Origin of the sequence: Pseudoalteromonas espejiana DSM 9414 (assembly GCF_002221525.1) — a bacterium.
GTDB classification, from domain to species: Bacteria; Pseudomonadota; Gammaproteobacteria; order Enterobacterales; family Alteromonadaceae; genus Pseudoalteromonas; species Pseudoalteromonas espejiana.
On sequence record NZ_CP011028.1, the window covers coordinates 3082729 to 3102233 of the forward strand.

The following is a 19505-nucleotide window of genomic DNA, read 5'->3' on the forward strand; positions in this document are numbered from 1 at the left end:
CATTCAAAACCCACATGCACAAATTCATTTTTACTCTTTTTTTAATACTCCCAACTTTATTACAGGCTCAAGTCACCTTAAGTGATAAAACCCTTATTTATAATGGCGAAATCAATAAACAAAATAACAATGCAGCAGTTGAGATTTTAAAAAACAATCCCACAATTAATACCTTTACTATTACCAGCGGCGGCGGAAACATTGATTTAGGAATGGATTTAGCCGAACTAATTTTGGCTTATAAGCTAACCGTAAATATAAAACAGTTTTGTTTTTCATCGTGTGCTAATTATGTGTTACTTGCCGGGCACCCTACTATAATTGAGCCCAATACAATTATTGGTTGGCATGGTGATGCAGCCTCAGCAAAATGGTTAGATAGCGATATTGACGCCATGGTTAAACATTTAAAAGAGCCACAAAAAAGCCAAAAGTGGCAAAGTTTACGTGCTCATTACGATGAAGTGATAAATAAAGCAAGCCTGCGCGAAAAAGCCTTTTATAAAAAGCTAAATGTAAATCACGACCTACTAACGGTGGGGCTTGGCGCAAGTTTACACAGCGCAGCCATAAAGCAGCGCGCCCGTGGCTGGACGTATTCACCTAAAGTGCTTGAGTATTTCAAAGTTCGCAATATTGATTTTGGTAAATGGCAGCCGCGTTCAGCTAAAAATTTCCCTCTTCTTATTATTAACGATCTTAACTAGAACATCCCCCTTATTTTAGTGACGCTCTGTTATTTGCAATATAAACCCTGTTAAGCGCAGGGTTTTGCTTTTTAGGTACATTTTCTACCTCAATTGAATACTCACTATTTATAATACAAATACAAATCACACTTTTAAATCTAATTGATATGCGTTATCATTCGCAACATCATTAACTTTTTATATTAACAATAATGAACACGTTTATTAAATATACCCCAATATTATGCGCCCTTGCTTTAGCGGGCTGTGGTGGTGGCTCTGGCAACACAGCTCCACAATTTGCACAACCTAATTTAAGCTTTACAGTAAACGAAGACACTTCATTTACTGCTCAAGTAACGGCAACCGACGACGAGGCACTTAGCTACACATTAGCAAACGCGCCAAGTAATGGGACGATAGCGGTAGAAGCAAATGGTGAGTTTACGTATACGCCTTTTAGTAATTACTATGGTGAAGATACCGCGACCATTAGCGCAAGCGATGGCAGCTTAACGGCAAATGTTGTAGTACGTTTTGCCGTAGAAAATGTTAATGATGCACCACAGTTACTAACCACAAACGTGTTTGTTACCTCTTCAACCACCACAGAAGGGGTTATTACTACTCAAGACTTAGATGGCGACACCGTAACTATTAGCTTAATTACACCACCAAGCAATGGCGTAATGAGCATAAATAGCACCACGGGTGAATTTACCTATGAAGCACAAACTCTGAGCAGCATTAATGAGCAATTTGAAATTAGCTACACAGACGGCCTAATTAGCGAGCCGTTAACTGCAATTATTTCGTTAAGCCCTTCTTATGTAACTAACGAAGACAAACTTAATTATTACTACAGCTCTAGCTTATCTCACTTAAAACAAGCAGATGAGTTAAGCGCAAATATTGCCGATGAACTTTCTCGATATGACGTATACGCAACACAAGCTGCGGCCTATGCGCGTGCAGGATTTTTAGATACAGCTAACGACTACCTAGCGCTTATAAACGAGCAAACAGCACGTTCTTCGGCACTAAAAGATGTAGCGCAAGCACTAGACGAAATAGGCCAAACAGAACAAGCAAACGACTACCGCGTCCAAGCAGTGGCGGCCTACAACCAATACCTAGCTGATAAAGGTTTCGATAACATTGCCTCATCAGACGCATCAGCGCTTTATTCTTTAGTAAAAAGCTATTTAGCCGCTGACCAAGTTTCGCAAGCAAGTAATCTTTTAAATACAATTTCGTTATACGCTGAGCAAGTACGCGAAGACGAATACACATCAAGCTATGGCTACTTTTTAAATGGCGTACGCTTATCAATAGATGACGCCCTAGAAAGCTACGCGCAAAGCCTAGACGAAAGCGATTTAACTCAAGCAAAATTACTTGCCAATAACTATGCACAACTTGCCGTAAAATCTGGCTACAGACTGGTACGCAGTGGTGATTACGAAGGCCAACCATACGAGCAATACAAAACATTGCACGGTGCTTGGGCTGCGCAATACCTTTATAGAGCTGGCGAATTTGAAGCAGCAAAAGATTACACTAACCAAGTACTTGCTATGTATGGCTCAACGGGTTTTGATAGTAACTATAACTACAGTGCGTCGGCTTATAGCGCCGCTACTCTAGATAACTACACCTACCCTATTCAATTTTTAGCAGGCTTAATTGAAGGCTTATACCAAAGCGACGAAAACCCAGCAATAACGCTATCAGATAGCGAAACCGATATAAACAACGCGCAAGAACAAGTGTATGGCTTTAATATAGCTAACCGCCTGCTTGATGGTGAAGATATAACGAGTGCCGCAGCACAAGCTCGCAGCTTTTTTACTGAAAACGGCGATTACAACGAGTTTTTTAGAGCGCTAACATTGCTTGATAACGTCCCTGGCACAGGGCTAATTTTAAGTGAAGCCGGTAGAAACGACCTAGCGCAGCAAGTATTTACCTATGCAGGTGACTTTTTGACCTCTGATGAATACATTAGCAAAGAGTCATCAACCACATTTTTAACCGGTTTTAAAGGCTGTAAGTCATTAGTAAGTTTAACCGCTCGAGTAGATGGCGATGCATCAAGTGCAGCTAATAAATGTTTAACCATGCTTAATACGCTCAATGCCGGCGAAATACGTACACTAAGTAATAGCTCATCAATTACGGCTCATAATCAAGTAATGGTATCGCTTATTGAAGGCGGCTTATCGGAGCAAGTAGCTGGTGTACACAGTCAACTACTTAGCTACATTGCACTAGATGAAGATACCGAAGACAGGTTTGAAGCTCGCTTAGAAACCTTAGGCTATTTAGTTAATGCAAACCAAGCATCGCTTGCAAGTAGTACTTTAAATGATGCCATTACTGAAATAACCCCTGAGCTAAATGCATTAACAAGCGACCAGCTAGAAACTATTTTAGCCGCTGTTAAAGCTGAAGTAATTGGCTTAGAAGAAGCGCAAACAGGTGAGTTTTTACGTTATTCTATGCTTTCAAGTATGGGGTCAAACGCAGCGAGCATTAGCGACTTTTCAGCAAATTATAGTAATGCAAAAACACAAGCAAGCACGCTTTTAAATACGCTTGAGCCTCTTATTATGGGCTTTGCCGATACAATTATTGCCGACAACATGGAAGACTTAGTTAACAGTTTTACGTTAATTAACGATACTAGCAAAGCGCAAAGCTTAATAAATAATGGCGTTAATGGTGAGGCCGATCAGCTTGAGCTTTACATAGGCATGACCAACTTAGTCGCCTCTCGCGATGACTTTAGAGGCATAGCTATTGCTAGCGTAGATACCGACCACGACGGCCTACCTAACTTCTTTTTACCTAACACCAGCGATGAAGACATAGCCTTAGCTGGATTAATTGCCGACCAAGACGCCGATAACGATGGCGTAATTGATAGCGAAGACACTACCCCACTAGGTATTTAAAAATAAGAGCCGTAATAAATGCAGACACCGACTACCCTCGCGTGTCTGCTTTTGCTTTCTCAGGGTGTATACGCCGCAGAGCAGCAACAGCAGACCGAGCCAAAACCACAGCCATGTAACGAACTTAAAGATGAGCAAAAAGAGCGCTGTGAAGCACTTGAGCACATTGAAGTAAAAGGCCAGTACATAGGCATAGAAGTACCCGAAGTTATTGGGCGTTCTTACTTAAACCGTGATTTTATAAACGCCACACCTAAAGGCAATGGCGATATAAATGAACTAATTGCATTACTCCCTGGCGTACAGCTAAGTAACGAAGCGTATTCTATTGGTAGCTTAGCTGAGATTAGCGCACCAGAAATTTCTATTTCAGGCGCGCAGCCTTGGCAAACAGGGTTTTCGTTAGATGGATTAAATTACAATAACCGCATAGACCCAGCCAGTAGCAGCCGATTAAGTTCTTCATCAGATGATGTATCCGGTGGCGTACAAAGCATGAATGTAAACTCTGATGTAGTTGAGTCTATTACTGTTTATGACCATAACATTCCGGCTGAGTTTGGTGGCTTTTCGGGCGGTATCGTTGATAGTAAAACTAAAAGTGTTTTTGCAACCGACAGCTTTAGTTTTGGCGTGCGGGGGAATCAAAGCAGCTGGGGGAGTTACCATTTTATAGAAGCAGATCAAGACAGTTCACAGCAAAATGTTGATCAAAGCACCCTTGAAGAGCCTAAATACGAAAAAATCAGCTATAACCTGCGTGCAAATAAACAAATTAATGAGCGTCATGGCTTAATGATGAGCGTTAATTACTTAACCAGCGACATTAGTGATTTGTCGTTAGGGGAAGTAAAAACACAAAGCAGAAAAAACATTAATGCTATCGTTAAATACGGCTACCGTAATGGCTGGGTAGATGCATTAGATTTAACTTTAATGTACTCGCCATATGAAGTAGATAACTTTATCACCGATGCCAAAGACAGTGACTTTCATTTAGAAGGAGGCGCTATTGGCGCCGTTGCGGCATTAACTGAGCATTTTGACTTTGCAACATGGCACAGTAATCTTAACTTTAGTATGAGTGATAGCAGCCGAGAAGGCCCTGCGCACTTTTACAACTGGCTACAAGCAAAAGGAAAAGATTGGGGACAATACGCCGACCAAGGTGATGCACAAACACGTTACTCTCGCCAAGGGGGATATGGCGCTCTCGATAACACCCAATACACCACCAGCTGGAAAAACACCCTTGATTTTAAAACGCTGGAGTTTGCAGGCACTGAGCACCGCATTAAAGCCGGTATTGAACTTATTCGCCAAGAAGTAGAACGCGAGCGCATACAAAATAGCTACAGCTACGACTCCCCTATTATTTGGTCAAGTAGCACAACACCACTTAATTGCAGTGGTTATACGCTTGATTGCCAAGCACTTCAAACCACTATTTCTATTGACGAACTTGCAGCGCAACTTGGTGGCGAAATTGATTTTAATAATCAAGCGCATATTACAGCCTACTCAAATAATGTAACCGCAACTGCACAGTATTTTAATGGCCGTTTAGTAACCCCTGCAGAGTATATAAGTGTGGCGTTAAATCGCGCATCTTTTTATGCAACCGACCACATCACATTAGGGCAATTAAACCTAAATTTAGGTATGCGATACGAATATGATGACTTTTTAGCTAATCATAATATCGCACCACGTATATCGCTGGGTTACGATGTATTTAACGACAACCGCACTATTATTAGTGCAGGAGTTAACCGCTATTACGATTCAGCCATAATTGGCTATAAAGTAAAAGAGCAGCAGCGTTTTTCATACCGAGAATACCGCCCAATTGAAAACGGTTACCTTCAAGGGTGGCTGCCCTCTAACTATACTGGTGCGTTTAAATACCGCTTTGATGATGTAAACACCCCATACGATGACGAACTCGCATTAGGCATTGCGCATTCATTTGAAAAAGCGGGCAATGTATCGCTCAAATATGTAAAACGTAAAAAGCATCAGCAATTTTCTCAGGTTACCGATGAAGAAGCAGGTAGCGATGGCTATAAATATATCCGTATGACCAACGAAGGCGATGGCAGCTCAGAGCGCTATTCTATTTCGTGGAGCGCGCAATTTGGTAGCCATTCATTATGGGCCAATGCCTCCTACGCTGAAAACAAAATTTCAAACGACGACTACAATGCCACGGCTGAAAACACCCCACTTGATGAACTCGTTTACTACGTAAATGCTAGTGGCAGTGGCGAACTCGTAACTCTTGGGCAGCTTGAGCAAATTCGCACAAACTTTGGTACTCCGGTAACCGGCGCGCTAGGTTGGAATGTTGATTGGACCAGCTCATTAAGCACAGGCCTAAATGTTACCTTTAGCGACAGCTACACCAGCGCTGTTAGTACCGGCGCGAGCGAAAGTATTGGCCTTGAACAAAGCTGTACAAGTTGCCCTGTGGAGTCAACGCTTGTTGATGTATACGAAGAACAAGAAATTCGTGCCAGAACCATGTTAGGCCTTAGCCTGCGCTATAGCCACAACCTAACAAAAACTCAGTCAGTTGAAATAAGAGCTGATATTTCTAACTTTTTAAACGCACGTACTTACACAGTAAACGAAGGAGCATCAGGCATTGAGCCTGGGCGTATGTTTTGGCTAGGAGTTAGCTATAACTATGATTAGGTTATTAAGCATTTTTGTACTGTGCTCTTTTAGCTTAAACGCCACACCAACAAGTAGCCACGATTTACGCTCACTGTATAGCAAAGGCCAAGCACATTGGCCTGCTATTCAAACCAGTGATGGCAGAAGTGTTGAGCCCATGTCGCTTTTGCCTGTAGCGTCGCCAAAACCTGAGCATGTTGCTTTAGGTGACAAGCTTTTTCATGATGTGCAGCTCTCGCGTAATAGTACCGTTAGCTGCGCTACCTGCCATGAGCGTGATAAAGGCTTTCATGATGGCCGCACAACCGCAGTAGGTATTGATGAGCAAATAGGCACACGTAACACCCCTGCTATTTTTGGTATAGATCAATGGCAAAGCTTTTTTTGGGATGGGCGCGCAAACACTGCTGAGCAGCAAGCACTTATGCCCATAGCAAACCCAATTGAAATGGACCTAGACCCCCAAGTAGCCTTAGCGCGGGTAAATAAAGATAAAAGCTATCGCATATTTAATCAAAGTGCTTTTAATAGTAATACCCTCACTTCAAAGCAAATGGCAAAAGCCTTAGTTGCGTTTGAGCGAACATTAGCCGCGCCAAATAGCCGCTATAAAACGTTTTTAACGCAGCTTAATAAACACCCACAACACGCAATTAGTAGCTTAAGTGATAATGAGCTAAATGGCCTGCACCTATTTAGAACTAAAGCCAAATGCATGACCTGCCATAACGGTGCACTACTGAGTGACAATCAATTTCATGGCACTGGGCTGCATTATTACGGCCGTCGCTTTGAAGATAAAGGCCGCTTTGATGCCACAAATAACCCTGATCACATAGGGCAATTTAGAACCCCCTCTTTACTAGGCTTAATGCAAACATTTCCGTGGATGCATAACGGCTTATTTGATGATTTAGCAGGCATTGTAGCCTTATATAACCACGGTGGTGTAAGACCAAGGCCACGAAAAAGCCAACTAAACGACCCGCACTTCCCTAAAACCACTGACCTGCTTATTAAGCTTAATTTAACCAAGCAAGAACAAGCCGACCTAGTCGCATTTTTACGTATATTATAAATCGTAAGCTACTCACCTAAAGTGCGCGTGAGTAGCTTAGCGAGATAAAATCAAGGCCTGGGTTGGGCTTTTTAATACCTGCGTTTGAATAATGGAAATACTTAAGTGATACGCTGTGCTGCTCAGTATCGCCAAATTTCATGGCTATGCCTATGCGGTCTTCAAATTGATAATGGGTGCTTATGTTTTTACCCGCAAATTTAGTGTCGTCTAATAGGCTTAAACCAATACCAAACTCTGCAAAAACACGGTTACCTGCAATGCTACCAATAGGATAAAAAATAACGGGCGATAGCGACAAACCTAAATTAGCGTCGTAACGTTTTGGGTCATCGTATTCAAAAAAGTTAACGTTGGCTTCAAGGTAAATTTCGAGTTCCTCAAATCCTTCTATTTGGTAATCAAGGGCGTATTGATAAGCAAGTTTAACGCCTTGTACGTCACCCTCATCTTGAATGTAGCTCATTGAAAAGTAGTTTTGTGCAGCCGTTGCAGCGCCTGCGTATAACGTTATTGCTATTAAAAATAGTTTATAAAGTTTCATGTTGTTCACCTCAAGCAGTTTTCTTTTTTATTGCAATTGCTTGAACTAAACACAGCGGCATTAGCCACTATAGATTAAGCAATTACGCTATGAGATGTATAATAATTGCATGCAACTATTTTGATAATTGCAATTATAGTGGAATAACTTTCTTTATAATTTTGATAATACTAAACAGCAATAGAATGCCCGCTAAACGGCATAGTTAGGCGGTTATATTGCTGCTTAAATAGCTGCCAACCCACAATACCCGACAAGGTATTGCCGCATGCCATACCAATAAACAGCCCTGTTAGGCCATAAAAATGCGAGCCTAACCAAAGAAGTGGCAAATAGCACAAAAATAACCGTAATATTGAAATAAATAACGCCGTAGTAGGAAACCCCAATGCGTTACATACCGATACCGTGATCATGCACACACCAAGCGCAGCGTAACTTAGCGGCACAAACGCAAAGTAATCAATTAAGTTTAAAACAATGGCGCTGTTTTCACTTAATGCATGTGCAAGTGGGTTAGCTAAGGCATAAATAATAACGGCTAATAAAATTTGTACGCCAATAACAAAACCGCAAGCAAGTTTTACAACGCTCATTATTTGCTTAAGCTCGCCACGCCCTTTTAAATTACCCACAATGGGCGGTAAGGCCATGGTAAGCGCTAAAATTAAAATAATTGCTATATATTCAATTCGGTTTGCAAGCCCCCAAGCCGCTACAGCAAAACCACCATAAGCGGCAATCAGTGCGGTTACTATCATGGCTGAAATAGGCGGAATAAATTGCGAAAGTAAAGCCGGCGCCATCATTTTAGCTATTGCTTGCACCGCTCGTTCAGTGCGGTTTTTTATAACCTCAAAGGTAATTAGCTTTCGTTTAATAAGCGTATAAAATATAACAATAAAACCCGTTAAAAATGCAATACATGTTGCCCACGCAGCGCCCGCTAAGCCCATATTAAAGGTAAACATAAAAAGCGGATCGATGGCAATATTTAACACGCTGGTTAGCACCATTATGCGCCCAGGTAATAAGGTTTCGTTATGCGCGCGGCAAATACTGTAGCCAATATAAAGCAAAGCACCAATCCAGCAGCTTAATAGCCAGGGCAACCAATAAAGTGCGGTTAGCTTAAATAATGAAGGCGAAGCACCCAATATTAAAATAATAGGTTGCTGGAAAAACCACAGCCCTACACATAAAATGGTCACCACAAGTGTGCCAATAACAATAATTAAGTTACCTAAATAGCGTGCGTAGTTAAGTTTGTTTTCACCAAGGGCTGTTGAAATAGTCGCGGTGGCAGCAATACCTAACCCTACTTGTACACCTACAACCACCTGAAAAATAGCAATACTAAACGCCACTACGGCTAATGGGTCGGCTCCTAATTTAGCAATAAAAATGCTGTCGATTAATTGGCTACCCATAATAGAAAACAAACCAACCAACATAGGCCATGTTTGCTTAAATAAATGCTTAGAAAGTAATGATGTATTACGATTCATGGAATGGACTCACTCTAAATTTAAAATTTAAACGAGATAAAAAACAGAAAAAAAAGGCGCTTATAATAAGCGTCAAAGGAAAAGTCACAATCAATAAGCTGTTAGTATATTTACACAACTAACTTTTGATAATATAGTTGTTTAAATAATCAGTTTATTGAAAAATTTGATAATGAATATTGCCCATTTAAATCTGTTTGTAAGAATAGCAACAACACACAATATTAGCTTAGCAGGCAAGGAGTTAGGCTTGTCGGCTGCGGTTTCTAGCGCGCAAATGAATAAGCTTGAAGAAACCCTAGGCGTTAAACTTATGCACCGTACAACGCGTAAAGTGTCGTTAACTGAAGAAGGCCAAGCTTTTTTACCTCACGCCGAAGAAGTACTAGCCAATATTGAAATGGCGCGTGCGTCGGTAGGTATAGGCAGTGTTACCCCACAAGGTAAGCTACGTATTACTGCACCAGCCTCATTTGGGCGTATGCATATTATTCCTGCGCTAGAGGGCTTTATTGAGCAATACCCCGACCTGACAATTGATTTACGCCTAAGCGATAGCATTATTGATATGGTTGGCGGAGGTTTTGACATAGCAATACGCGACGCCGCATTAAACGACTCAACCCTAATTGCTCGAAAAGTTGCCCGCGACAAACGCTTAATTTGCGCATCACCTAAGTACCTTGCTAAACACGGCACACCTAAAACACCGCAAGATTTAAAAAATCATACCTGTGTTAATTTACATGGTTTAACTACGTGGTCGTTTACAACACCCGAAGGCCCACAAAATATTAAAACCAATAATGTATTACAAGCCGATAACGGTGAAGCCGTGCGCGACGCGTGCGTACAAGGCTTAGGTATTACATTAATGTCGAGCTGGTGTGTATATAAAAAGCTACAAAGTGGTGAGCTGGTACAAATTTTAGAAGACTACCCACTTGCATCCGACACCGCTATTTGGAGTGTTTACCCTAGTTCGCGTTTATTAGCGCCAAAAGTAAGGGCCTTTATAGACTACTTTAGCGGCTACTTTGGTGACGAACCCTACTGGGAAAAAATATAATTATTTAACCATAAAATATAAAAGCACAAACCTAGGTTTGTGCTTTTTGCGTTTTAAGCTTTAACTTTAAAGTTTTAAATAAAACCGTTACTTACTGATTAAACGCTTATAGATGATGTCTTTAAGTACTGCGCGATCATGCTTTAACTGATGCATTGCTTCGTCATCAATTGGGGCGTTTTCAAGTTCTAACTCACGAATTTGCGTATCCAGTGCGTTGTATTTTTCAACTTGCTGTGCAAATTCTGTATCACTTTTTATAAGCGATATAAGTGTGTCTGTGTACTGTGGGAATTCGTTCGCTACTGAGTGATTTTCGCCTAACATAATCGTTCTCCGTTGTTTTAATAGGTAACCCCTTGGGCATATAAAAATAGTAGCAACTAACCTTTATTTTTATAATACCCATTTTAACAGAGTTACTTTATTGAATAATTTGATAATAGTTTAATATAAACTAACGCTACGTTGGGTTTTTAGCTCTCCAGGCGTTATCGGTCGCTCTTAGGTTTTCGCTATCTATACTCATTACTTGCTCAAGATGCTGATGATGCTGCTTATACGCCGATATATAGCTCTCTTGCTCGTTGCGATTTTTATAAAGCTCAGGCATTACATGGGCATCTTTTTGTTTAAACAAACGTTGTAGGCGGTAAGCCTCATAGGGCTCTACCCCTAATGCTTCTAGAGCGGCTTGCCCCATTTCCAGTGCGCTACCAAATGTTTCTCGGTGAATGCTATTAAGGCTGCTATCCATCAGTTCAAATTCGGCTTCGCGGTTATATGCACTAATTACTATTTTAAGCCACGGAAAATGCTTTTTAGCCAGCTCAGCTAAATGTTTGGCTTGTTCGGTATTGCTCATGGTAATTACCAGTAGTTCTGCCGATGCCGCCCCTGCTGCATGAAGTAAATCTAAACGCGTGGCATCGCCATAGTAAACTTCAAAGCCGAGTTTTCTCAGTAGGTTAACGTTATTAGCATCGTTATCTAAAATAACGGGTTTAATACCTGAAGATATTAAAAAGCGTCCAAGGTCTGTGCCTAAGCGGCCAAAGCCTGCCAAAATAACACGATGATTTTGCTGTGCTATGGTATCGGGCTCTGAGCTTTGTGCCGGTATTGCTTGGTTTTGTGCTAAAAACTTATCATGAAAAATAAATAACAACGGCGCTAAAAACATTGAAATAGCCACTGCCGATATAAGCGGGTCAATCACGTTATTGGCTAATACACCGTTATTTTTTGCAAACTGAAATAACACAAACGCAAACTCCCCACCTTGCGCTAAGGCAATGGCAAATAACGAGCACGCTCCCGAGCTAATTTTAAATAACTTGCCAACAGCCAATAATACCAACCACTTTATGGCAATTAAGCCTGTTGTTAAGCCAAGGATTAGTAATAGGTTATCGCCAATTAACGTAAAGTTTAAACTCGCCCCAATGGAAATAAAAAATATCCCCAGCAGCAAGCCTTTAAAGGGTTCTATGTCGCTTTCAAGTTCGTGTCTAAATTCGCTGTCGGCAAGTACCACACCTGCTAAAAATGCCCCAAGCGCAGGCGATAACCCTACGGCAAGCATTAACAAAGAGGTACCAATAACCAAAGCAAGCGCAGCGGCAACAAACACTTCGCGAATACCGGTTTTTGCTATGGCTCTAAATATAGGTTGGCTGGCAAATTTACCAATTAAAAATACCGCAAAAATAGCCGCAAGAGTCAGTATCACTCGCAAATAATTAGGCAGTGTTGTTATATCAAAAAGCACAGAGCTGTGGTGTGAGCCGCCCGCTATAGTAAATGTTGCCAATAACGGCAGTGCTGCAAGCATAGGAATAACCGCTAAATCTTGAAACAACAATACAGCAAACACACTGCGCCCTGCTTCTGTGTTCATTTGGCCTTTTTCTTGAAGGGTTTGTAGCACAATAGCGGTAGACGATAACGACACGATTAAACCAACGGCCAATGCTTGCTGCCACGGTAAAAATATTAGCGCAATAGCAGTAATAATAATGCTTGTAACAATTACCTGCGAACCACCAATACCTAAAATAGGCAGTTTTAATTGCCACAATAAAGACGGTTTAAGTTCAAGCCCAACTAAAAATAGCATCATCACTACGCCAAATTCAGTAAAGTGCATAATGGCTTCTACATCACCAATTAACGAGGCGCCAAAAGGGCCAAAAGGGCCAATAATTATACCGGCAATTAAATAACCCAGCACTGAGCCTAAACCTAATTTTTTTGCTATGGGTACCGCAATGGTTGCAGCCGCTAAAAATATAAATACTTGAAGTAAAAAACCTTCCATAGCTAGTCCCTCCTGATAAGTTTATTTAAATCAGAGTTAAAAAATTCACTGTGCGCCAACTGCGTTGCATCTAGTTTGCTATCTCGCAGTGCTAAAATGGCGCGGCGATATTGCTGAGCGTAATTATGTACCTGCTCTGGTGCTAAACCACGGTGCACACCACTAATTACAAACGGCGGTAAGCATTGCATTTTGCATAAATTAACAGTGGCTTTAAAAGGCGAAGTGAGTTGCTCAATGGTAAATTTATTTATACCCGTGGGCGTGTAGGTATCGGCATCGCCTCCGGTTGTAATGGCCTGTAGCGCCAATTTATTTTTTAATGCATCACCTTTTGAGCCGTACGCCCAATCGTGCTCAAGTACTAGGTCAAACCACTGTTTAATTATGGCTGGGCTTGAGTACCAGTAAAAAGGATGCTGAAAAACAATAATATCGTGTGCTTCGCACAACGCTTGCTCGCGCTGCACATCAATCATCAGATCGGGGTAATGTGCGTATAAGTCATTAACAGTAACGCCTTCAAGACCCTCTACTGCGTTGCGTAACCCTTTATTTATATTTGAGCGAGCTGCTGCTGGGTGAGCAAAAATAATGAGTATTTTTTTCATGTTTATCGCCTATTGCACTGTAAAAGCAAAGCCTACAGCTGAAGTTAAATAAAATAAGGCGCGCTGCTATGCACTGCGCCTTAGCTAAAACCGTTATTTAACGTCTTGAATTGAAACCACCATGTCGGGCCAATTACGTTGGTTTTCCATGCTGTACTCGGCACCTTGCTCATCGGCGTATTTAAAACGCCTTAACGCAGGTGTTTGGCTTGTCGCTTGGTATAACCAATAAGCTTCAGCGCGTAGCGCTTCTTGAATAGGTAAGTCGATTGACTCATACACCGCTTGTTTAGTGGCATTAATCGATTCGCTTGGCCAAAGCGCAATGCGTTTTGCAAGTTTATCAACGTACGGGCCTATTTCGTCTGGGTTTAGTGCACGGTTAACGGTGCCATAAAATTCGGCTTGGTCTGCGTCAAAGTCATCGGCGCTCAGCACTATTTCAAGCGCTCGGCCTAAACCAGTTTGGCGCGCCATACGCGATGCACCACCGCCACAAGGTAAAATACCCATGCCCACTTCCATTTGCATAAACTTAGCTTTTCCGCGAGCTGCAAAGCGCATGTCGCATGCGAGCGCAAACTCATGGCCGCCACCTCGGGCAAAGCCTTCTATTTTTGCAATGGTTGCTTGCGGTAATTTACTAATGCGTTCTAGCACAACTTGAAGGTCGAGCAGTTTTACTTCATTTCGTGGAACAGCCTTATCAGACATATCCTTTAAAAATTCGGTATCGGCATGCGAAACAAATATTTCTGGGTGAGCCGATTGAAACACCACCACTTTAATTTGTTTATCGGCTTCTAACTTTTGTGCCAACATTGTTAAATCTGCAAGCATTGGTAAACCTTGAACATTTACCGGTGCGTAGTCAAAAGTAACCGTTAAAATTCCATTATCTGCAATGGTATTGAATGTAGTAAACCCTTCGTATTTCATAGCGTTATCCTTTGTTATTTTGTGTAAATAAATAAACGTTAAATGTTGTTAGCAACAATCAACTGAACGATTTACATTCTAGTAACTAAAGATAAATTTGATAATATTGATATTAAACGAATTAGTTTACTGTTATTTTTGATAATAACTGGTATTACCACCATCTCATTAGTAATTAGCCCTGTATGTTTTTTAAACCACTACTTTATTGCGAACTGGGTTGAGCTATTAAATGAAATTTTCATTTTATTTGCACAATTTATTGCCATACTTAGGTACACAAAATTAAACAGTATTTGGGGTAAGTATGAGCTTAACCAAAGTCACTGAAACGGTGGCAAGTAGCATTAACGCAAAAAAAGCTAAACTAACACTTTGTATATTAAGTAGCGCTGTACTTTTATCTGCATGTGGCGAACACGCCCAAACCGACAATACAGCAGCTGCCTCTCAAGAACAAACAGCCAAAAACACGCTTATAAATACCGATGATTTTAATATTAAAGCCATGGTAAAGCTGCCACAAACTGTTGAGTGTACGCTTGAAAACGGCTTACAAACCCAATGTGCTCAGGTTGTTTTAAAATATCAGCCCGACAACATTAAAGTAGGCCCTTTTTGCCCAGAAACACTCGACGACGTTGGCGGAATTTGGGATTGGGATGGCACAGACGCAGGTTTATATAGATTAGATAAAGCGTTTTTAACCATGCTTAACGAGCAAGGTTTTACCTTTTATGACGAAGACGGCAACGTACATATTGTTGATAACGCAACCATTCGACCTACCGTTGATCATGCATGCATTAATGTATCGGTAGATAAGAGCGTGGAAATTACCGCCCTTTTGCCACTTCACCCTGTTATGTCTGAGCAATCAACTGCTTTGGGCACAGTGTCTAAAGTAGGGATAGCGCTTGCGGGTGTACCTATATTTTCAGATGCGCCAAGTGTGCAGCGCACTGGGCATTTACCCGCTTTAGACACCTGCGCGGGCCATATTGACCCTGGTGGTTGGTACCACTATCACGGCACAGCAAGTGATATAGATAGCGTATATAAACACGAACATGTAAAGGCTAACTGTAATAATTTAGCGCAAAAGCCAAGCGCCCTATTTGGTTATGGCTTTGATGGCTACCCAATTTACGGAAGCCAAGAAGTTGATGGTACAACCCCTGCCGAGCTTGATAGCTGTAATGGCCACACAGGCCCTACGGGTGAAAACGGCATAGTTACTTACCACTACCATGCCAGTAATACATTCCCTAACTTACCTAAGTGCTTAAAAGGCGTGGTTGCACAAAACAACTTAACGACCACAGCACAAGCGGGTGTAGGGGCTAAACCGCCTGAAGGCACTAAAATAACTCGCCATGAACCACCTGGTGGCGGTGGCCCAAAAGCAGCAGGCCCTGATGGCGGCGGCATGTCACCACCTGGGTTTGCACAAGCAGCTAAAAAGCTAGGCGTAAGCGAAAAGGCGCTTAATCAAGCTATGCAAGACGCTGGCGGCCCCAATGCCGATTTAGCGGTTGTAGCAAAAGCACTTAACGTACCATTGGAGCAATTAAAAGCAGCCCTACCCGAAAAACCAAAACGCTAATTAACCTAAACTCTGGTTAAGAGATTTACTAACATATTGAACCATGATGATATTTAGGTTTATTCTCTAGCCAGAAATTTTCAGTAAATTCAACGCTGTTAGCGCTGAAATAGCTGCTTGAGATAAATTTATTATCTAAAGTTCAGGTTAAATACAAATTACGGCAAGTGTTAAAAGCACTCGCCGTAACAATTAGTTACGCGATTTATAGCCTATAAAAGTTCCTAAAATCGTTAAAAATGCGAGAAAACGTTGGCTTGTGTCAAGAACAGTAAACGTTAGTAAAAAGCTGTAAACATCCCCTTGTTAGCCGTTACATGTCAGTTACCATTCAGTTTAAAGCGCTAGTATTGAACCCAGTTATGTAAAAACATACACGAGGCAATATTATGAAACTCACTTTTTTACTCCCAGCTCTACTTGCATTTGGCACAGTATCTGGCTCTGCGCTTGGAGCACCAAACGAGCGAGAGAACAGCAAAAATTTTAATAACGACCGTGCTAAACGTATTCAGTACAAACGCGATGAGCGCCGTGAAGATAAAAAACAACGTATTGAATATAAACAAAACAAAAGAGAAGATCGCAAACAAGAGAAACGCGAAAAGCGTAAAGAAACAAAACGCAAAGTAGTGCATTACAAGCAAGAAAAACGCAAACGTACCTACATAAAAAATAACCGCCACAATGTAGTTACCTACAGACCAGGGCGCTATTTTAATCATTTACCGCGTAACAGTGCATCAATTAGATTTAATGGTATTTCGTTTACCTTTAGTGACGGTATTTATTATCGTAAAGCGAAAAGAGGCTACCATGTTGTTAAGCCACCAAGAGGTTTAAGAATACGCTCATTACCTAGGCACTACTCGCATTTTAAGCGCCATAACACCACTTACTACACCTACCAAAATGTATATTACGTGGCAGACAATAATGGTTATAGAGTAGTTGATGAGCCTAAAATAATTGTTAATCAGGCTATAAAGGTAGGCAGTGCTAAAAATTACGATTTAGGCCACACCTACGACACCCTCCCTATTTCAGCAGAGGCTGTCACTATTAACGATCAACAATATTTTAAGTACCAAGGTATTTATTTTTTACCGCAAATAAATGGTGACGAAATAAAATATTTAGCTATCAATTTAGGTTAATAACCCCTCATAACAAAAGAGCAAGCTGCTTTATGCATCTTGCTCTTTTGACATTAAGTCAGCCATTCTTTGATTAATTTCTTGATCTGTTAAATCTTCTTTGTGTGTGCCTATGGTCCACATATGGCCATATGGGTCTTGTAACGTGCCCGCTCTATCGCCATAAAATTGATCGTGTACTGGGCGTATTTGCGTGGCACCTAGCTCTATGGCTTTATTAAAAACTGCATCTACGTCTTCAACGTACAGCATTAAGCTTACCGGTGTGCCTCCAAGTTTTTTTGGACTTTTAAAAGACTCATCTGGGCATGAATCTGAAATCATAATATGCGAGTCGCCAATTATAATTTCAGCATGTGCAATGCCGCCTTCGGGTAAAGGCATTTGCATAACAAGCTGGGCATTAAATGCATCGCAATAAAAGCAAATGGCTTGCTGCGCACCATCTATAATCAGATACGGTGTTACTGAACTAAACCCCTTAGGAATTGCTGAAACGGCCATGCCTATCTCCAAAATTTTATTATGGGTGTACATTTAGCGTATAGGTTAAAAACAGTTCTTTCAATGTGTTATGGCATGCAAATTAGTACAATTAAACTAGCCAATTGAAGGTTAATAACTATACTAACCGTAATATATATCTTACGAATAAAAAAATTAATCAGGACTTTTATAATGTTAGCAAATTTAAAACTAGCTCTTAAAAAGTTTAAAAGTCTTAAATTTTTAACCTTAAGTACATTGCTTTTATTTACTCATCAAAGTGCTGCCAATATAGTGATAGCAATCGTAGGTAAAACTAAAAATGACAGCTTTTATCAACAGGCTTTTAAAGGGTGCTTAAAGTTTGCAAGTGATCACCCAGAAGTAATATGCAAATACGATGGCCCAAAAGACTTTCAGGATATCCGCAGTCAATCTATAGTTATCAATAACTTAGTGCAACAAGGAATTGATGGACTTATTGTAGCCACCACCGATTCTCAGCATTTAGTGACCCGTTCACTTATGGCGCTAAAAAGTAAAAACATTCCGGTTATTACCTTTGACTCAGACCTACTAGAAAAACACCAGCATCATCGACTCGCATACGTAGGCAGTAATAACTTCGACTTTGGCATAGCCTTAGGAGAGCAAGTCAAAAAACTAACTAAAAAAGAAAATAACACTATTTGTATGCAATCAGGGCACCACACTACCCCTAACTTAAATAAACGTATTGCAGGCGTGAGGTATGCACTTTCTAAGCAATCAACTGAGCATTTATCTGGTCAAAATGGTTGGCGTGAACACAACCGCTGCCCATTATTTAGTCTAGGCAAGCGCGAAGAGTCACTTATACAGTTGATGCATATATTAAAAACTAAAAACCCGCCTATATTTTTAGCTGTCGCTGGGTTTGCACAATTTAACCCACACTATGTCAATGCACTTGAGCCTTACAAGCAGATGATTGAAAGTAAAGATATTATAATAGTATCTGCCGATACCGAAGAAATTCAGCTCAATGTGCTTAGTAGAGGCTTGTCGTCCGCTAATATTGGTCAAAACCCTTTTGAGATGGGGCGTTTAAGCACTGAGCTTATGCATGATTACATTCTATATGACAAAAAGCCCGAGCAAACTCATTACTACACCGATTTTCACTACTGTACACAAAGTAACGCCACACACTGCACCGTAAACCATTAGAACATTTTTGGTGCACTACCCCCATGAATACTAATTAGTTAGGCATATTTATAAAAGCCATTTACGCCTATTAATTAAGGTGTAGTGCATTAAGGTGTAGTGCATTAAACTGAATACATTATTGCTCTAGGTTTAAACGTTGATGCCAAGCAGCAATACTTTCATCAGGGTACTCCTCAAATTGCTTATCACCTTTATTTATGGGTGTATTTACCCAGTTTGCTTTACTACCAAGCATTAAATGAGTCCGCTCTGGGGGTATGGGTAACTCACTATCTATTGCACCAGCAAAAGGATGAACTTGCTCTGGCCAACGTGCATCGTATAACCATAAGTTGGCACTACAATGCTTACAAAAATGACGCTCTGCAGGGCTGGTTTTATCGCCTATTTTTGCATGATAAACAGTGATGTGTTCTCGCCCTGTAACCTCAAGCGTGCTGTATTGCGCGTTTAAATTAATAACAAATCCGCCGCTCCCAGCGGTTTTACGACAAATAGAGCAATAACATAAATTGTAAGGATAAGGGTGTTTTGAGTTAACCGTAAATTTCACTTTGCCACAGTGGCATGAGCCATTGAGCTTCATAATAAATCCAATTGTTTATTTTGAGAGTTAATACCATAACCATTAAGCCATAAAAAAACCACAC

16 protein-coding genes are annotated in these 19505 nt (G+C 40.9%); 8 read left to right on the forward strand and 8 right to left on the reverse strand.

Annotated elements, in window-relative coordinates; translation table 11 throughout:
• Positions 1 to 14 precede the first annotated feature (14 nt).
• The 4 genes from PESP_RS13945 to PESP_RS13960 all read left to right on the forward strand — a co-directional run bounded on the left by PESP_RS13945 (position 15) and on the right by PESP_RS13960 (position 7403).
• Positions 15 to 707 (forward strand): hypothetical protein, encoded by a 693-nt coding sequence (locus PESP_RS13945; RefSeq protein WP_245852081.1) that lies wholly within the window; start codon positions 15 to 17, stop codon positions 705 to 707.
• 194 nt (positions 708 to 901) lie between these two features.
• The gene (locus PESP_RS13950) at positions 902 to 3646 is read left to right on the forward strand and encodes an Ig-like domain-containing protein (protein WP_089348566.1); all 2745 of its coding nucleotides are present in this window, start codon (positions 902 to 904) and stop codon (positions 3644 to 3646) included.
• Between the two features lie 18 nt (positions 3647 to 3664).
• Positions 3665 to 6343: a TonB-dependent receptor gene (locus PESP_RS13955; protein WP_089348567.1), complete on the forward strand. Its 2679-nt coding sequence runs from the start codon at positions 3665 to 3667 to the stop codon at positions 6341 to 6343.
• Entirely contained in the window at positions 6336 to 7403 is a 1068-nt protein-coding gene (locus PESP_RS13960; protein ID WP_089348568.1) for a cytochrome-c peroxidase, read from the forward strand. The genes PESP_RS13955 and PESP_RS13960 overlap by 8 nt, the downstream gene beginning before the upstream one ends.
• 16 nt (positions 7404 to 7419) lie before the next feature.
• Here PESP_RS13960 and PESP_RS13965 read toward each other — a convergent pair whose 3' ends face one another.
• Together PESP_RS13965 and PESP_RS13970 are read right to left on the reverse strand one after the other, a co-directional pair.
• Positions 7420 to 7947 carry an acyloxyacyl hydrolase gene (locus tag PESP_RS13965; RefSeq protein WP_089348569.1) on the reverse strand — a complete coding sequence of 176 codons (528 nt, stop codon included), beginning with the start codon at positions 7945 to 7947 and terminating at the stop codon, positions 7420 to 7422.
• Positions 7948 to 8117: 170 nt separating this feature from the next.
• A complete protein-coding gene (locus tag PESP_RS13970; RefSeq protein WP_089348570.1) occupies positions 8118 to 9455 on the reverse strand; it encodes an MATE family efflux transporter in 1338 nt (445 codons plus the stop codon).
• Between the two features lie 172 nt (positions 9456 to 9627).
• On the opposite strand from PESP_RS13970, the gene PESP_RS13975 reads away from it, so the two are divergent.
• Positions 9628 to 10524, forward strand: a complete 897-nt coding sequence (locus PESP_RS13975) for a LysR family transcriptional regulator (RefSeq protein ID WP_089348571.1) — start codon at positions 9628 to 9630, stop codon at positions 10522 to 10524.
• A gap of 87 nt (positions 10525 to 10611) precedes the next feature.
• On the opposite strand, the gene PESP_RS13980 is transcribed toward PESP_RS13975, so the two are convergent.
• The 4 genes from PESP_RS13980 to PESP_RS13995 form a co-directional block, all read right to left on the reverse strand.
• Complete coding sequence (locus PESP_RS13980) at positions 10612 to 10851, reverse strand: HP1242/YdcH family protein (RefSeq protein ID WP_089348572.1); 240 nt, start codon at positions 10849 to 10851, stop codon at positions 10612 to 10614.
• A 136-nt stretch (positions 10852 to 10987) separates the two neighbouring features.
• Positions 10988 to 12844, reverse strand: a complete 1857-nt coding sequence (locus PESP_RS13985; protein WP_089348573.1) for a monovalent cation:proton antiporter-2 (CPA2) family protein — start codon at positions 12842 to 12844, stop codon at positions 10988 to 10990.
• 2 nt (positions 12845 to 12846) lie between these two features.
• The gene (locus PESP_RS13990; protein WP_089348574.1) at positions 12847 to 13455 is read right to left on the reverse strand and encodes an NAD(P)H-dependent oxidoreductase; all 609 of its coding nucleotides are present in this window, start codon (positions 13453 to 13455) and stop codon (positions 12847 to 12849) included.
• A 93-nt stretch (positions 13456 to 13548) separates the two neighbouring features.
• Positions 13549 to 14394 carry an enoyl-CoA hydratase/isomerase family protein gene (locus PESP_RS13995; RefSeq protein WP_089348575.1) on the reverse strand — a complete coding sequence of 282 codons (846 nt, stop codon included), beginning with the start codon at positions 14392 to 14394 and terminating at the stop codon, positions 13549 to 13551.
• 307 nt (positions 14395 to 14701) lie between these two features.
• Between PESP_RS13995 and PESP_RS14005 the strand changes: the two genes are divergently transcribed.
• Positions 14702 to 16000 (forward strand): YHYH protein, encoded by a 1299-nt coding sequence (locus tag PESP_RS14005; protein ID WP_089348577.1) that lies wholly within the window; start codon positions 14702 to 14704, stop codon positions 15998 to 16000.
• Between the two features lie 389 nt (positions 16001 to 16389).
• Positions 16390 to 17157: a DUF6515 family protein gene (locus PESP_RS14010; RefSeq protein WP_089348578.1), complete on the forward strand. Its 768-nt coding sequence runs from the start codon at positions 16390 to 16392 to the stop codon at positions 17155 to 17157.
• 30 nt (positions 17158 to 17187) lie between these two features.
• On the opposite strand, the gene PESP_RS14015 is transcribed toward PESP_RS14010, so the two are convergent.
• Positions 17188 to 17661, reverse strand: coding sequence for a VOC family protein (locus PESP_RS14015; protein ID WP_089348579.1), 474 nt, complete (start codon positions 17659 to 17661; stop codon positions 17188 to 17190).
• A gap of 174 nt (positions 17662 to 17835) precedes the next feature.
• Here PESP_RS14015 and PESP_RS14020 point away from each other — a divergent pair, with 174 nt between their 5' ends.
• Entirely contained in the window at positions 17836 to 18852 is a 1017-nt protein-coding gene (locus PESP_RS14020) for a substrate-binding domain-containing protein (protein WP_089348580.1), read from the forward strand.
• 118 nt (positions 18853 to 18970) lie between these two features.
• Here the strand turns inward: PESP_RS14020 and PESP_RS14025 are convergent, their stop codons facing one another.
• On the reverse strand, positions 18971 to 19441 hold the full coding sequence (locus PESP_RS14025) for a GFA family protein (RefSeq protein WP_089348581.1): 471 nt from the start codon (positions 19439 to 19441) through the stop codon (positions 18971 to 18973).
• Between the last annotated feature and the right edge of the window lie 64 nt (positions 19442 to 19505).

Coding starts and splice junctions, on each gene's coding strand:
- PESP_RS13945 (WP_245852081.1), top strand. CDS start 15: ATGCACAAATTCATTTTTACTCTTTTTTTAATACTCCCAACTTTATTA.
- PESP_RS13950 (WP_089348566.1), top strand. CDS start 902: ATGAACACGTTTATTAAATATACCCCAATATTATGCGCCCTTGCTTTA.
- PESP_RS13955 (WP_089348567.1), top strand. CDS start 3,665: ATGCAGACACCGACTACCCTCGCGTGTCTGCTTTTGCTTTCTCAGGGT.
- PESP_RS13960 (WP_089348568.1), top strand. CDS start 6,336: ATGATTAGGTTATTAAGCATTTTTGTACTGTGCTCTTTTAGCTTAAAC.
- PESP_RS13965 (WP_089348569.1), bottom strand. CDS start 7,947: ATGAAACTTTATAAACTATTTTTAATAGCAATAACGTTATACGCAGGC.
- PESP_RS13970 (WP_089348570.1), bottom strand. CDS start 9,455: ATGAATCGTAATACATCATTACTTTCTAAGCATTTATTTAAGCAAACA.
- PESP_RS13975 (WP_089348571.1), top strand. CDS start 9,628: ATGAATATTGCCCATTTAAATCTGTTTGTAAGAATAGCAACAACACAC.
- PESP_RS13980 (WP_089348572.1), bottom strand. CDS start 10,851: ATGTTAGGCGAAAATCACTCAGTAGCGAACGAATTCCCACAGTACACA.
- PESP_RS13985 (WP_089348573.1), bottom strand. CDS start 12,844: ATGGAAGGTTTTTTACTTCAAGTATTTATATTTTTAGCGGCTGCAACC.
- PESP_RS13990 (WP_089348574.1), bottom strand. CDS start 13,455: ATGAAAAAAATACTCATTATTTTTGCTCACCCAGCAGCAGCTCGCTCA.
- PESP_RS13995 (WP_089348575.1), bottom strand. CDS start 14,394: ATGAAATACGAAGGGTTTACTACATTCAATACCATTGCAGATAATGGA.
- PESP_RS14005 (WP_089348577.1), top strand. CDS start 14,702: ATGAGCTTAACCAAAGTCACTGAAACGGTGGCAAGTAGCATTAACGCA.
- PESP_RS14010 (WP_089348578.1), top strand. CDS start 16,390: ATGAAACTCACTTTTTTACTCCCAGCTCTACTTGCATTTGGCACAGTA.
- PESP_RS14015 (WP_089348579.1), bottom strand. CDS start 17,661: ATGGCCGTTTCAGCAATTCCTAAGGGGTTTAGTTCAGTAACACCGTAT.
- PESP_RS14020 (WP_089348580.1), top strand. CDS start 17,836: ATGTTAGCAAATTTAAAACTAGCTCTTAAAAAGTTTAAAAGTCTTAAA.
- PESP_RS14025 (WP_089348581.1), bottom strand. CDS start 19,441: ATGAAGCTCAATGGCTCATGCCACTGTGGCAAAGTGAAATTTACGGTT.